The organism is Pseudoalteromonas sp. 2CM41L (assembly GCF_023161905.1).
Lineage (GTDB): Bacteria > Pseudomonadota > Gammaproteobacteria > Enterobacterales > Alteromonadaceae > Pseudoalteromonas > Pseudoalteromonas atlantica.
This window is the reverse complement of sequence record NZ_JALNTN010000011.1, coordinates 128,097-143,010: the sequence shown is the minus strand read 5'-3', so window position 1 is coordinate 143,010 and position 14,914 is coordinate 128,097. Positions and strand designations below refer to the sequence as shown.

General features: G+C 41.8%; 11 protein-coding genes and 1 rRNA gene. 7 read left to right on the top strand and 5 right to left on the bottom strand.

Annotated elements, in window-relative coordinates:
* Positions 1 to 132 precede the first annotated feature (132 nt).
* Positions 133 to 247, top strand: a 5S ribosomal RNA gene (gene rrf / locus MTF64_RS13720).
* Positions 248 to 831: 584 nt separating this feature from the next.
* Entirely contained in the window at positions 832 to 1,755 is a 924-nt protein-coding gene (gene glsB / locus MTF64_RS13715) for a glutaminase B (protein ID WP_248451735.1), read from the top strand.
* Between the two features lie 34 nt (positions 1,756 to 1,789).
* Here the strand turns inward: glsB and MTF64_RS13710 are convergent, their stop codons facing one another.
* A complete protein-coding gene (locus tag MTF64_RS13710) occupies positions 1,790 to 3,094 on the bottom strand; it encodes an inosine/guanosine kinase (protein ID WP_004588578.1) in 1,305 nt (434 codons plus the stop codon).
* Between the two features lie 178 nt (positions 3,095 to 3,272).
* Between MTF64_RS13710 and tadA the strand changes: the two genes are divergently transcribed.
* On the top strand, positions 3,273 to 3,776 hold the full coding sequence (gene tadA / locus MTF64_RS13705) for a tRNA adenosine(34) deaminase TadA (RefSeq protein WP_248451734.1): 504 nt from the start codon (positions 3,273 to 3,275) through the stop codon (positions 3,774 to 3,776).
* On the opposite strand, the gene MTF64_RS13700 is transcribed toward tadA, so the two are convergent.
* Positions 3,773 to 3,937 (bottom strand): hypothetical protein, encoded by a 165-nt coding sequence (locus MTF64_RS13700; protein WP_004588576.1) that lies wholly within the window; start codon positions 3,935 to 3,937, stop codon positions 3,773 to 3,775. The two genes, tadA and MTF64_RS13700, sit on opposite strands and share 4 nt — an antisense overlap.
* Before the next feature lie 244 nt (positions 3,938 to 4,181).
* Positions 4,182 to 5,702 (bottom strand): membrane-bound lytic murein transglycosylase MltF, encoded by a 1,521-nt coding sequence (gene mltF / locus MTF64_RS13695; protein ID WP_248451733.1) that lies wholly within the window; start codon positions 5,700 to 5,702, stop codon positions 4,182 to 4,184.
* Between the two features lie 211 nt (positions 5,703 to 5,913).
* Between mltF and purL the strand changes: the two genes are divergently transcribed.
* The 4 genes from purL (at position 5,914) to MTF64_RS13675 (ending at position 12,934) form a co-directional block, all read left to right on the top strand.
* Positions 5,914 to 9,804, top strand: a complete 3,891-nt coding sequence (gene purL / locus MTF64_RS13690; RefSeq protein ID WP_248451732.1) for a phosphoribosylformylglycinamidine synthase — start codon at positions 5,914 to 5,916, stop codon at positions 9,802 to 9,804.
* Positions 9,805 to 9,937: 133 nt separating this feature from the next.
* A complete protein-coding gene (locus MTF64_RS13685; RefSeq protein ID WP_248451731.1) occupies positions 9,938 to 12,394 on the top strand; it encodes a YdbH domain-containing protein in 2,457 nt (818 codons plus the stop codon).
* Positions 12,395 to 12,396: 2 nt separating this feature from the next.
* Positions 12,397 to 12,594, top strand: a complete 198-nt coding sequence (locus MTF64_RS13680) for a YnbE family lipoprotein (RefSeq protein WP_004588572.1) — start codon at positions 12,397 to 12,399, stop codon at positions 12,592 to 12,594.
* Positions 12,595 to 12,604: 10 nt separating this feature from the next.
* Positions 12,605 to 12,934, top strand: a complete 330-nt coding sequence (locus MTF64_RS13675) for a YdbL family protein (protein ID WP_004588571.1) — start codon at positions 12,605 to 12,607, stop codon at positions 12,932 to 12,934.
* 37 nt (positions 12,935 to 12,971) lie between these two features.
* Here MTF64_RS13675 and MTF64_RS13670 read toward each other — a convergent pair whose 3' ends face one another.
* The gene (locus MTF64_RS13670; protein WP_248451730.1) at positions 12,972 to 13,520 is read right to left on the bottom strand and encodes a DUF1415 domain-containing protein; all 549 of its coding nucleotides are present in this window, start codon (positions 13,518 to 13,520) and stop codon (positions 12,972 to 12,974) included.
* Complete coding sequence (gene waaA / locus MTF64_RS13665) at positions 13,517 to 14,800, bottom strand: lipid IV(A) 3-deoxy-D-manno-octulosonic acid transferase (RefSeq protein ID WP_248451729.1); 1,284 nt, start codon at positions 14,798 to 14,800, stop codon at positions 13,517 to 13,519. Before waaA ends, MTF64_RS13670 begins: the two co-directional genes overlap by 4 nt.
* Positions 14,801 to 14,914: the final 114 nt, after the last annotated feature.

Sequence of the window (14,914 nt, the reverse complement as noted above, 5' to 3'; positions counted from 1 at the left end):
TCAGTAGTGAAACGAAACAGCGCCGATGATAGTGTAGCATTTGCTATGTGAAAGTAGGACATTGCCAGGCTCCAAATTCAGTCGAAGGACTTAAAGCTTAATAAATAAAATAAGAAAATTGAACAGAATTTTCTTGGTAACCATAGCGTTTTGGACCCACCTGACCCCATGCCGAACTCAGTAGTGAAACGAAACAGCGCCGATGATAGTGTAGCATTTGCTATGTGAAAGTAGGACATTGCCAGGATTCAAATACGAGAAAGCCCGACTCGAAAGAGCCGGGCTTTTTTACGTCTGAAGAAAAGTTAAATACGTACAATTAATACACACTAATCTACTTCTAGAATGTAGGTCGGGCGAGCGTAGCGACTCCCGACGCAATGATAATATTCCATTTGCTATTTGACTCTCCACCGCTGTGGGTACTACGACATTACCAGGATTCAAATTAAAGAAACCCGTTACAGCGATGTAACGGGTCTTTTGCTATCTGGAGTTTAATAAAAAGCCAAGATCTCATGCTAACTCAGTCTTTGTAATGCCCGCCCTTGTAAATCCTTTGAGCCATAACATTCATATCCTTATAGAAAGCTAAGCCATTATAGGCAAAGTCAAGGCGCACATCGTGCTCAGTGTAATCAGTTTTTATAGCCCCGCAAAATGATTAAGGCTTATTGCGGATTAGTATTACTTTGATATAGAAAATATCACTTTGAAAATAAACATTAAGTTCATGCTTATCTGCTATTTTATTCATGTAACATAGCTAGGCGTGCAGAAGTTGTGCGTGTTAAAATCAAATTTTTATAAATGCCAAAATAGAGGTGTCAATTGCCCATTGCTGACTACCAAACTGTACTAGATGAAATAGCACACGAAGTGCGCCCTTTGTTATCACAAGGTAAAGTTGCGGATTATATACCTGCACTTGCTGAGGTTTCTAGCGAGCAGTTTTCTATTGCTATTTATACCACTGATGGCGAAACCATTTGTGCGGGTGATTGCTCAAAACGTTTTACTATTCAGTCAGTTTCTAAAGTAATGACGCTTACAATGGCGCTACAGCGCTATGGCGACGAGCTATGGCATCGGGTAGGTAAAGAGCCCTCAGGAACCGCGTTTAATTCTCTTACGCAGTTAGAGTTCGAAAAAGGCGTACCACGTAATCCTTTCATTAATGCTGGCGCGATTGTGACGTGCGATGCTTTGTACAGTCGATTATCCGCACCTCGCCACTCAATGCTTGAAACGTTTAGGTTACTTGCAGGTAATAGTGCAATAGTGATTGATAAAAAAGTGGCCAATTCTGAGTACGAATTTAGGCATAGAAATGCGGCAATGGCGCATTTAATGAAGTCGTTTGGTAATTTTGAGAATGACGTCGATGATGTACTTTGGTCTTACTTCAATTTTTGTGCGATTGAGCTTAACTGTATTGAGCTAGCTAGAGCGTATAACTTTTTAGCGAATAAAGGGGTTGATTACAGCTCGGGTAAGCGCGTTTTGAGTAGTCGCCAGAATAAACAATTAAATTCGATTTTATTCACCAGCGGCTTATATGATGCGGCAGGAGACTTTGGCTACAGAGTGGGAATGCCGGGTAAATCGGGTGTGTCAGGCACTATACTAGCGGTATTACCGGGTAAGTTTACAGTGGCAGTATATTCACCTGGGCTTAATGAATTTGGTAATTCGGTGGCGGGGATAGCAGCATTAGAGCTGCTATCTAAAAAGCTCGATATTTCGATTTTCTAAAATACCGCAATAGGGAGCACGCACAGCTCCCTATTTATTGATCCCAGTACACTTGCTCTAGGCAGTCTTCGCGCTCTGGTAACCCACGTGATAAACGTGGAGAGTGCTGTACTAATACCTCGTAACTTGCGCGGTTAGCGTACTTACTAATTTGTGCAAGAGAAGAGTAGGTAATGGCCTTTTGTTCGTGTTTTGCTGAGTTAGCGACATTTAACTTATGATAAACGTTTGCTGATAAATCGTGTAACACGGCAGCCAACGCACAATCGCCAGCACCATTGGTGTTTTTGATTGAATCAGGCCCACCCATGAATGGCGCCGTATGGCTATACGCTTTTATCGGGTTTTCGCAATCGGATTTTTTCATTGCACGAGAAAACTCATAGCGATTAAAATCGGCAATGGCACCTGGTAATAGTGGGTACTCGGTTGCACGTTTAAAGCTCTCATCAACGTAACCGGCCATAAATAAGCCTTTTTCGCCAGCGGTACAAATAACTAAGTCTACCCAGTCAAGTGCTTTGTCTGCGGCTAATAATGGGTCTTCAAAGCCAGTAATTGCTAGCCCTTCTTCTTCGTTCATGGCAAGTATATCGACATGCTCGTTTACAAAGTTAGCCCACCAGGTTGGATCTTGCTCAATTAAAAACTTAGTGCCGAGTGTTAAAACTACCGGTACACCTGCATCGTTAGCGTATTTAACTGCTTGCATGGTTGCTTCAGTCATTGTTTCATCACCCTGTGTACGCATTAGGTAGGCGCTGATCACAAGTGCTGATGACTGCTCAATTAAGTGTTTATCGATAGACTCAGGCTTTAAGTGATTCATTAAACCGGCGCTAATTGCGAATGTACGCTCGCCTGTTTCATCAATTAAGGTAAAACAACGGCCAATAGGACCATCTACTGGTTGTAAATAGTCTAAATCAACGCGGCTTGATGTGTTACATAAAAAGCGATAGGCATAGCTGCCAATTTTTATGTTTTCACTCATAACACCGAGCAATACTGAACGGTCATCTGCTAGTACAGAGTAGTTATGCATTGTGTTACCAATGGTGCCACCGGCAAATTCGTAATCAACCATGTCGTTTAGTTTTAAACGGTCGTAAAGTGCGTTAGTAATATCGCTATCAATAACTTGCGACATTCCTCGGCGAAGTTGAAACTCGTCTAAAAAAGCCTGATCGACTTTGGCTTCAATATCAACAACGATCTGATCGATACCCGTAATGTAGCTACGTTGTAATCGCTCAGTTGCGTTTAGCTGATTAGTAAGTGGATCTTTAGCTTCCACTGGAAAATAATGTTTATGTCTGCGGCGTCCAGGAAATTTCATTTGCTACCTGTGTTGTGAGCTAAATAAAAAAAGCGTGAGATTATAGCGTAAATCACACTCTATGAGCCACGATAAACCACATTATTTTGTTTTATTTTTGCAATAATTTAATCAATTACGCATTTTAAACAGGCAAGTTGATATAATACCAAAAGAAAATTTATTTAAAGTAAGCACTATGAACGATCTAAAAAGCGATGAGTATTGGATGGAGCAGGCATTAGTTTATGCCAATAAGGCGCAGCAATTGGGCGAAATTCCGGTAGGAGCTGTCCTTGTGAAAGATAACACGCTTATTGCAGCGGGTTATAATCGTTCAATTACTGATAACGACCCCTCTGCGCACGCTGAAATGATTGCAGTGCGTGAAGGAGGGAGAGCTTTAAATAATTACCGTTTAATTGATTGCACTTTGTACGTTACGTTAGAGCCATGCTCTATGTGTGCGGGGCTGTTAGTGCATAGCAGAGTAAAGCGCCTTGTGTACGGTGCGCCTGATGCTAAAACAGGCTCGGCTGGATCTATTATGAACTTATTGCAAGAGCCGAGGCTGAACCATCAAGTAGAAGTGTTAGGTGGGGTGCTTGGTCAAACCTGTGGTAGTACTATTTCGGCGTTTTTTAAACAACGCCGAGAACAAATTAAAGCGGCTAAAAAAGCAGCTCGTCAAATTAGTGACTAGTTAGCCTTATCTGAATCTACTTCTATCATTTGCTGCATAGCAAACATACGACGACGCCAAATAATTTTTTTATGTAAGTTACGTAGCATAATACGACGTCTGGTGGCTGTTGAATGAATAATATTGCGTTTTAGTTTTTGCGTGCGTCTACGTTTTAGCATGTGTTCTCCTAATGCGTGAGAGTGAGAAAGGCACAAGATATATTAAAAATCAGGTAAATATACTATAAACACACATTAGTGATCATTTCATGACAAGTAAACAGATTTTTAATTTAGTTACTAGAGTGGTTAGGCCTGAAGGGGAAATTAGCGCCTGCTAAAACGAGGAAAGAATCGTTTAATGCCCACATTTTAATGTTTCACAGGCCTGAATAGCCCATTTAAAAACGTAAATATAAACGCTTTACTGAGACTGCTGCGTGTTATTTTCACCTTGCTTACTTTTTTCTTCAGGTGAAAGCGAAGGGGTAGGTTCGGTTTTATCGTTGTTAATACGCTCTTTGCTTGGTTGAGCTGCTTTTTCAACTTCAGGTGCTTCAGGTTCTGATTCAGGTTCTGATTCAGGTTCTGGCTCTAGGGCATTATTTTCATCAAGCCATACAAGTGCATCGTAATACCTGCGAATGTTATCAACATATTTTACCGCAACATCGCCACGCGCATAGCCGTAACGGGTTTTACGGTAATAACGTTTTTTAATTAAAAGTGGTAAGCGCTTTTTAACATCGGCCCATTTATCAGGGCTCGCCCCTTGTTGTTCGGTAATAATGCGCGCGTCGTTAACGTGACCCCAACCTACATTATAGGCTGCCAGTGCAAGCCAAGTTCTATCGGGCTGCGGGATTCTATCGGGGATGCGTTTAACGAGCTTAGCTAAGTATTTAGCTCCGCCACGGATGTTTTGCTCTGGCGCTAACCTATTTGTTACGCCCACCTGTTTAGCGGTACTGCGTGTCAGCATCATAATGCCTCTCACACCTGTAGGCGATTTAGCGCGAGGGTTCCACATAGATTCCTGGTAGCTAAGCGCAGCAAGTAAGCGCCAGTCAAGGCTACCTGCATATTGCTCAAACCAAGGCCTGTAAGTGGGGAGTGTTTCTTTTATAGCTTCTATGTATGCAAGCGTATTAACGTAGTTAAACTGGCGTACGTGCCCAAAGTACTTTTCTTCGAGCACATACAGCTGGTTACTTTGTTTTACGTCACCAAAAAAGGGCACTAGCAGTGCATAAAGCGAATCATCTTTTGATTTATTAAGGATCCAAGCTATGGGGTCATTCCGGGTAACTGAAAAGCCAATACTTAAATTTGGGTGGTAACGTCTAAACAGCGAAAGCGTGTGTGAGTCGGCGAGGGTGTAATCTATTTCGCCATCGATAACGGCTTGTAAAAGCTCCTCTTCATCGAGTTCTTCAGTTTCTTGCCAAGTTAAATCTGGGTTACTCTTTTTTATTTTTTGTAAGGTTAAAGAGTGGCTACTTTTGGCTATAACTGTAAAGTTTCCATCAAGGTCGTCAAATTCACGTGGGCGAACTCGACCTTGTTTATAAACCAACTTTTGGCTAATTGTTCTGTAAGTGGGGCCATAGCGATATTGCTGTGCACGTACTTTGTTGTAGGTAAGTCCTGAGGCTATTAAGTCTAAATCGCCGCTTTCAAGGCGCTCAAACATATCGGATAAATTAAAAAACGGCACTATTTCTAGTTCAACACCTAGGTAGTCGGCAAAAGCTTGAGATAGCTCGTATTCAAAACCTTGCTCGCCTTGGACGGCTTGGTAGTAATTGCTGGCACTGGCAAGGGTACCTACACGTATTTTATTTTGTGCTTTAATTTGGGCAAGTTGAGTTTGTTGCTCCTGCATATTACACGCACACAACAACATAACTAAAGTGATGATAATTATTAGCTTTTCTTTCAACATTAACCGCCCCATAAAGCTCATACCCCGTTATACCAAAACTTCACTATGGCGTCACTTAGCGTTTAGCTTTTATTGGTAATTTTGCTGCTGTTTATATAAATAAAAAGTTAATTTTCTGAAAAGCGCAATTTGGAGTTAAAACTCGGTGCTACATAGACTATAATGCCCGCCTAAAATATCGTTCAATCCCTAACCCCGGATGAAATTATCTATGTTGATCCTTCGTGGTGCACCAGCACTTTCAGAGTTCAGAGTTAATAAAATTTTAGCGCGTTGCAAACTATCGCAACTTCCAGTCACCAATGTATATGCCGAGTATGCACATTTTGCCGATTTAACCTCGCCTTTGAGTGTTGATGAGCAAACTAAGCTTGAAAAACTACTTACTTACGGTCCAACTATTGCCGAGCATACCCCAGCTGGCACACTTATTTTAGTTACCCCTCGCCCTGGCACCATTTCACCATGGGCATCTAAAGCAACCGACATAGCGCATAACTGTGGCCTTAAACAGGTTCACCGTGTTGAGCGTGGTATTGCTTATTACGTAGAAGGTGAACTAAGTGCAGAGCAGCTTGCTCAAGTAACGGCGTTATTACACGACCGTATGACTGAGGCAACGCATAGTGAACTTGCTTCTGCAGCGCAGTTATTCCGCAATGACTCGCCTCGCGAAATGTCATCAGTTGACATTTTAGGTGGCGGGCGCGAAGCATTGGCTGCAGCAAACGTTGAACAAGGTTTTGCGCTTGCTGATGACGAGATAGACTACTTAGTAGAAAACTTTAAAAAGTTAGGCCGTAACCCTAACGACATAGAGTTATTTATGTTTGCGCAAGCAAACTCTGAGCATTGTCGTCATAAAATATTTAATGCTGATTGGACAATTGATGGTATTGAGCAGCCTAAATCACTGTTTAAAATGATCAAAAATACATTTGAGCACAATCCTGAAAATGTGCTGTCGGCGTACAAAGATAACGCAGCAGTAATGAAGGGCTCAAAAGCGGGTCGTTTCTTCCCGAATGCGCAAGGTGAATATGCGTATCATCAAGAAGACATAGAAATTTTAATGAAGGTAGAAACCCATAACCACCCAACAGCTATAGCACCATTTTCTGGTGCGGCTACAGGCTCAGGTGGTGAAATTCGCGATGAAGGCGCAACAGGCCGCGGCTCTAAGCCAAAAGCGGGTTTAGTTGGTTTTACTGTTTCTAACTTACGTATTCCGGGTTATGAGCAACCGTGGGAAAGCGACTTTGGCAAACCTAATCGTATCGTAAATGCGCTTGATATTATGATGGACGGCCCTTTAGGCGGCGCGGCATTTAATAATGAGTTTGGACGTCCTAACTTATTAGGCTACTTCCGTACCTACGAAGAAAAAGTAACAAGTCACAATGGTGAAGAGGTGCGTGGTTACCACAAGCCTATTATGCTTGCAGGTGGTTTAGGTAATATTCGTGCTGATCATGTTCAAAAAGGGGATATTCCAGTAGGTGCAAAACTTATTGCACTAGGTGGCCCTGCAATGAACATTGGTTTAGGCGGCGGTGCAGCATCAAGCATGGCATCGGGCCAATCAAACGAAGATTTAGATTTTGCTTCTGTACAGCGTGAAAACCCAGAAATGGAACGCCGTTGCCAAGAAGTGATCGATAAGTGTTGGCAACTAGGGGATGAAAACCCAATTGCGTTTATACACGATGTAGGCGCCGGTGGTTTATCTAATGCGTTTCCTGAGCTTGTAGATGATGGTGGCCGTGGTGGTAAATTCCAACTACGTGATATTCCTAACGATGAGCCGGGCATGGCCCCACACGAAATTTGGTGTAACGAATCGCAAGAACGTTATGTACTGGCTGTTGCTGTTGAAGATTTTGATCGCTTTGAAGCCATTTGTAAGCGCGAACGTGCGCAGTACGCAGTAATAGGTGAAGCCACAGAAGAGCGCCACTTAACTGTTGCCGACAGCCACTTTGATAACAGCCCTGTTGATTTGCCGCTTGATGTATTATTAGGTAAAGCACCTAAAATGCATCGCGATGTAACTTCAAAGCAAGTCACTGGTAAGGCAATTGATGCAGAGTCGATTGATATAGCTGAGGCTGCTCAGCGTTTATTACGCTTACCTACCATTGCAGAAAAAACATTCTTAATTACCATTGGCGATCGCTCGGTTACTGGTTTAGTAGCACGGGATCAAATGGTGGGCCCTTGGCAAGTACCTGTGGCTAACTGTGCAGTTACCGCAGCAACGTACGACACTTACCATGGTGAAGCTATGTCACTGGGTGAGCGCACGCCGGCAGCACTATTAAATTACGGTGCATCGGCGCGTTTAGCCGTGGCAGAGTCACTAACCAATATTGCCTGTGCCAACATTGGTAGTCTAGAGAACATTAAGCTATCGGCTAACTGGATGGCTGCAGCAGGTCATCCTGGCGAAGACGCCGGCCTTTACGAAGCTGTAAAAGCGGTAGGCGAAGAGCTTTGTCCTGCGCTTGGTTTAACTATACCTGTGGGTAAGGATTCTATGTCGATGAAAACGACATGGAAAAACGAGGATGATAGTGCTGAGCAATCAGTTACTTCTCCGTTATCACTTATTATTACTGCTTTTGGCCGTGTTGACGACGTGCGTAAAACAGTGACTCCGCAGTTACGTACTGATAAAGGCGATACATCACTTATTTTAGTTGACTTAGGCGCGGGTAAAAACCGACTGGGCGCATCAAGCCTTGCACAGGTTTACAAGCAGCTTGGTGATGTTACTCCAGATGTTGACAGCCCTGAGCTACTTAAAGGCTTTTACAATGCCATGCAAGCACTTGTCGCTGATAGCAAGCTACTTGCTTATCATGACCGCTCAGACGGTGGTTTATTTACTACTGTAACTGAAATGGCATTTGCTGGGCACACCGGAGTGACTGTTGATTTAGCTGGGTTAACCGGGACAGACCTAGAAGCCCTTTATAACGAAGAGCTTGGCGCGGTAATTCAAGTTGCTAACAGCGATTTAGATGCCGTAAATGCTGTATTTGAACAACACGGTGTAGCTGCAATTAGCCACGTGATTGGCTCGCTTAATAGCGACGATAGCATTGTATTTAAGCGCGGTGAGCAAACTGTACTTAATCATACTCGTACTGAATTACGTACTATTTGGGCCGAAACAACGTACCAAATGCAAGCACGTCGTGATAACCCTGATTGTGCTAAGCAAGAGTTTGATGCCAAGTTTGATGCAAAAGATCCAGGCTTAAACGTAAAACTTAACTTTGACTTAAACGAAGATATAGCCGCACCGTACATTGCAACGGGCGCTAAGCCGCAAATGGCTATTTTACGTGAGCAAGGCGTTAACTCGCATTTAGAAATGGCTGCTGCGTTTAACCGTGCTGGTTTTGCCGCTGTTGATGTACACATGAGCGATATCCTCGAAGGGCGTTTAACCCTTGAGCAATTTAAAGGCTTAGTGGCATGTGGTGGTTTCTCTTACGGTGACGTATTAGGCGCCGGTGAAGGCTGGGCTAAGTCTATATTGTTTAACGATATGGCACGCGATCAGTTCCAAAACTTCTTCCACCGTGAAGACACCTTTAGCTTAGGTGTGTGTAATGGTTGTCAAATGTTATCAACATTGAAAGAGTTAATTCCGGGTACTGAGCATTGGCCACGTTTTGTAACAAATAAGTCAGAGCGTTTTGAAGCACGCTTTAGCTTAGTTGAAATACAAGAAAACCCGTCTGTGTTCTTTAATGGAATGGCTGGGTCGCGTATGCCAATTGCTGTATCTCATGGTGAAGGCCATGCAGAATTTGCAAACGATGCTGCCACTAAAGCTGCGCTTGAAAGCGGCACTGTTGCGGTTAAATTTGTAGATAACTACGGTAATCCGACAACGCAATACCCGGCTAACCCGAATGGTTCACCAGAGGGTATTACCGGTATTACCTCTACTGATGGCCGTGCCACTGTAATGATGCCGCACCCTGAGCGTGTGTTCCGCGCTGTTGCTAACTCGTGGCACCCAGATGAGTGGAAAGAGGATAGCCCATGGATGCGTATGTTCCGCAACGCACGTAAAAATGTAGGTTAAAAACGACATATACAAGTTAGATTCATAATCTAGCTGTAAAATAAAAAAGGCTGCACTGTGCAGCCTTTTTTGATTGCGTAGATTTAAAATTACGATAGTTTGTAAGGTATAAATAAAAGCTTATAAGGACAGTATGTTAAAGCGCGTTGGTTTAATTATGGGGGCTGTATTGCTAAGTATAGTTTTGCTTGGCTATGCATTTCGTTTGCCACTATTACAATGGGCAGTAGCGCCTGAGCTTGAAAAAGCAGGTGTTACCTTAAGCTGCTTAGATTTTTCGCTTACGAGTAAGTTAAATGTGCACGTACAAAAAGCCTGTTTAAGTTACCAAAATCAAGAGCTTACTCTTACAGGTATTACTGCTAATACCAAGCATGTTAAAGTTAAACACGCAGTACTTAATGTAAATCCATTTCCTCAAAGTAGTAAAACAAGCACTGCTGCCACAATTTTAGATTTAGCGCTTCCTGAAAAAAGGCCAACAATTACAGTTGAGCATTTAACTATACACAGTGCGCTTTTAAAGCGCCCGCTAATGCTAAATATCACCGAGCCCACGCTTAACCAGTTTGTAGTCAATGGTGATTTAAACGCAAGCGCAACGCTTTACAATAATAAGGTACAAGGGCAGCTTAAAGTTAATGATGGATTATTGAAGCAACTACTTAAAACAGATAATGAGCTATTAAGTGGACTTAGCTTTAATGCAGCGCAGGCATTTAGCTTTAACGGGGTAGAGGCAAGCCTTAGTGGTGATTTACAAGCCCAGTATGACTATAAAATACAAAGCTGCGATATAACAAACAGCTCCAAAGGTGTGCTAAGTGCTACCTATAATTTAAATAGCCAAAACCTTGAGCTTGACCCAAGCACGCTTAAAAACAATGTAAAACTTAGTAATAACTGCCAATCTCTTATTCCTGAAAGTGCCTACAAGTCATTTGCTGTAAAGCAGCTTCCACTTAATTGGCAATGGGCTTTAGCTAAACCAATTAACTTTGCACATAACAACCTAACCTTACCGTTAATAACGCTCAAAAGCGCAGAGCAAGCCAAGCAAAATATAGATATAACGTTTACAGATACGTTTATAAATACTGCTGCACCGTTACAAAGCGCCCGCACACAGCTAAAGGCACAGCTACATACGGATGAAATAGACGCTATAACGCTAAATACGCAGCTTAAAAACGCTCAATTAAGCGGTAATTACGATATTGCGCTTACCGCTTTGCCTGAATTTTTACCGGCTGAGGCTAATAATATTAAAGCCAAGGGGGATTTTACAGTTACTCAACTTATTGACTTTAAGCCAGAAGGTAGCGCACGTATTGAGTTAAGCTTTGATAGCGCAGCTGCTTATGGCAGCGCTCTTAACGGCTACACAGGTAACCTTGAAGCAAGTATGAATGAAAAGCTCGATGCAAAAGTAACGCTTAAAAGTAAGCTTAAAAGCGTGCAATACAACGAGTATAAACTCACCGGTATTAATAACACCCTTAGTGTAAGGGCAAGCTTAGGTGTGGGAGAGTTATTTGCTCACTTAAATGCAAGCACCCAAATAAATACACTCACTAGTCCAAATGTCGATTTAAATACTATAAACGTAACGTCAACTGGGCTGCAAAGTCGCGCGCTTAAAGCGTCTCATCATGTATTTGTAAATGGTGTTGAGCTGGTGGCCAATCATCATGTTTCAAAGGTAGCGCATCCGTTTGAAGTGATTATACCAGAGCAAAGTGTGCTTTCGTTAAATTCAATCGTTAGCCAATTTGAACCGTTAGCTCAGCTAACCCAAGGAAAATTGGGTGGGCGTATAAGTGGTGATGTGAATTTACAAAAAGCAAATTTTACTTTAACGATGACTGATACCAGTGCACTTTATAACGACTACTTAGCTAATCAATTTAGTATGCAGCTAGGTGGGCAGTACGATTCAGGGCAGCTTAATGTTGCCCCTACTACCTTTAATCTTAATGAATTACGTGCAGGCGCTGTAGTTAAAAGTATCACTGGTAATATTAAAGTGGTTAATAATAGCGCGCAGGCCTTTGATGTTGAAGGCGATATTTTTGGTGGTAAATTTTCTTTAGATAAATACACGCTTTTAAAGCAGCAGCAAACAGCTAATGTTACGTTTGAAAATGTTGATGCCAGTAAATTAATAACGCTTGACGATAAGTCGGGTATTACCCTAACAGGTAGGCTAAAAGGGTCGTTGCCGTTTTATTTTGATGACACAGGGGTTGAGGTAAAAAATGGCAGCCTAACCAATCAAGGTCAAGGGAAGCTTATTATTAGTAATAACGAAGCGTTTGACGCTGTTATGCGCCAGCAACAAGAGTTACAACCTGTGCTTGGGTTGCTAAAAAACCTTGATATACAAAAGCTTAATAGTACAGTAGCACTTAAAAGTGATGGCTGGTTAAACTTAGGTGTTAACTTACAAGGCTTTAATGAGCCAGAGCAGCAACAAGTTAACTTTAATTATAATCACGAAGAAAATGTGTTTACGTTGCTAAGAGCGCTTAGACTGAGCGACGAAATAACGCAAAAAGTTGAGCAGCAATACTCTAAAAAAGGAAACTAATGATGAAAAATTTGTTGAGCATTAAGGCCGTTATTGCACTTGCTGCTATTAGCGCTTTAAGCGCATGTACCCACAGAGTAGAGGTGGCAGCGAAAGAGCCGATAACGATCAATCTAAATGTAAAAGTAGATCACGAAATTCGAGTAAAAGTAGATAAAGAACTCGATAACTTATTCAGTGACGACAGTGAATTATTTTAGGAGCTAAATGATGACTATAAAAAATAAATTAAGTATTGCTACTCTAGTAAGTGCGGTATGTTTGTCGTTTTCGGCGTGGGCTATTAGTTTAGATGATGCTAAAAACCAAGGCTTAGTGGGTGAAGATAGCTCAGGTTACTTAGGGCTTGTGGTACAAAACAGCGAGGCAAAAGCCGTGGTTGAGGAAATTAACGCTAAACGTAAAGCACAGTATTTAAAGCTGGCTAAAAAGAACGATTTATCGCTGGCACAAGTAGAAGCACTCGCGGCAGCTAAAACAATCGAAAAGACCAAAAGTGGCCACTATATTGAAGTGAATGGTAACTGGGTTAAAAAGTAATACAAGCAGCTAAACATATTACTTAAAAACCGAGCGTTTAGGCGCTCGTTTTTTTTATATTTGCTAAAAGTTGCTGCCAAAAGTCGAATCCTTTGCGCCTTGCAAGCTTTATATTGTGCTCTGGTATAGATTCAGGCTCGTTATAGTTATCAAGCGCTTCGCTCATACTCAGTTCGCGAATTAAATGCAGTGTAGGGTAGGGTGCTCGGTTGGTGTAATTTGCCGGATCATCTTCATTGCTGTCGGCAAATACGTAATCGGGGTGAAAATTAGCAATTTGGTATTTACCTTCAAAGCCTTGCGCTACCAGTAAGGCATTGGCTAAATCGACTAAATCTAAAAAGTCTTCAAAATCGCTAAAGCCGTTATCAAACAGTATTAATGTGGTTTCGCGCTCTGGATTTTGATCAAGCTGCACACACTGCTCTAGCATGTCCATTACAGCGTCATCAATTTTTATTGCAGGGCTAAGCACATAATGAATACAGTTGTTTTCTACTTCTTTACGGGCAAATGGGCAAAAGTTATATTTTACAATAACGGATGATACCCACTCGCGGGTTTGGGCAATTGCTTGATGAGTCATGCTTTTGGCTCTAAATACTGATTTATAATGGTTAATGTTTTTTCAATGGCGCCTTGGTTTTTTACAACACATTGCTGCGCTTTAATACCCAAGCTTTGGCACGCTTTGGTGTTTTGGCTTAAATTAATTAATTGTTTAGCAAGCTCATCGGTATTTTCAACAACGACAGCCCCTTTAAGTTTAATTAGCTCAGGGTAGATATGATCAAAATTATACGTGTGTGGGCCTGTAATAACACCAACCGAAAAAGCAGCAGCTTCAAGTGGGTTGTGCCCACCTCGGCGAATTAAACTGCCGCCTATGTAACTTACATTCGCTGCGCCATATAAACACTGTAGTTCGCCCAGTGTATCAGCTAATAGTACTTGCTCGTTTTGATAGTTATTGTTGCTGCGACTACTAAAGCTAAGTGGGCTTTGAGTTAGCGTATCGGCTACTTTATCAAATTGCTCAGGGTGGCGCGGTGCTATAACTAAAAGTGCATTAGGGTATTTTTTTAATAGCTGCTGATGGGCGTTTAATATCATTTCGTGTTCAAGCGGGTGAGTGGAGCCTGCCACCCATACAAAACGTTCTTTGGTTTTATATTCGGCTTTAAGATTTGCAACTTTAGTTAGTTGCTCATTGCTTGGCGTAATGTCGAATTTTATTGAGCCTGTAACATGGCTTTTTGAAAGGGGTAAACCAAGTTCAATAAAGCGCTTAGCATCATTTTTATTATGACTTGCAAGCACTGAAATTGAACGCATAATTATATGCGTTAACCCTGCCACCTTTTGATACCCTTGTTGCGATTTTTCGCTTAGGCGAGCATTAAGCACTAATACCGGAATAGTCTTTTTATGGCTTATTGCCATTAAATTAGGCCACAGCTCAGTTTCTAAAATACACAGTGCTTGTGGATTTACGCGCTTTAAAAATCGAGCGCTCGAAACTGCAAAGTCTATAGGTAAATAACAACACGCCACGGTATTTTTAAATTGTTCACTAATTTGCGCACGCCCGGTAGGAGTATTGCAGGTAATAAGTATATTAAGCTGCGGGTGTTGTTTTTGCAGAGCTTTAATCAGTGGCGCTGCAGCAAGGACCTCACCTACAGAAGCGCAGTGGAACACAACCGGTTTAGCGCTATTATTAAATAAGTGTTTGCTAATAAAACCAAAGCGCTCTTTAAAGTGCGCGCGGTAGCCTTTATTTTTTTTACCTCTTAGTACATACAAGTAAAATACAATCAGAGGGCTAATTAAAATTAAAGCGAGTGAGTAAAAAATGCGTGCCATACTGAACTTTTATTAAGGTAAGTGGCGCTAGTTTAACGCGAAAGTGATAATTTCTGAACATGTGAAGCACTAAATTATAATTCAGTTCAGCTATATTCCCATAAAATACACACA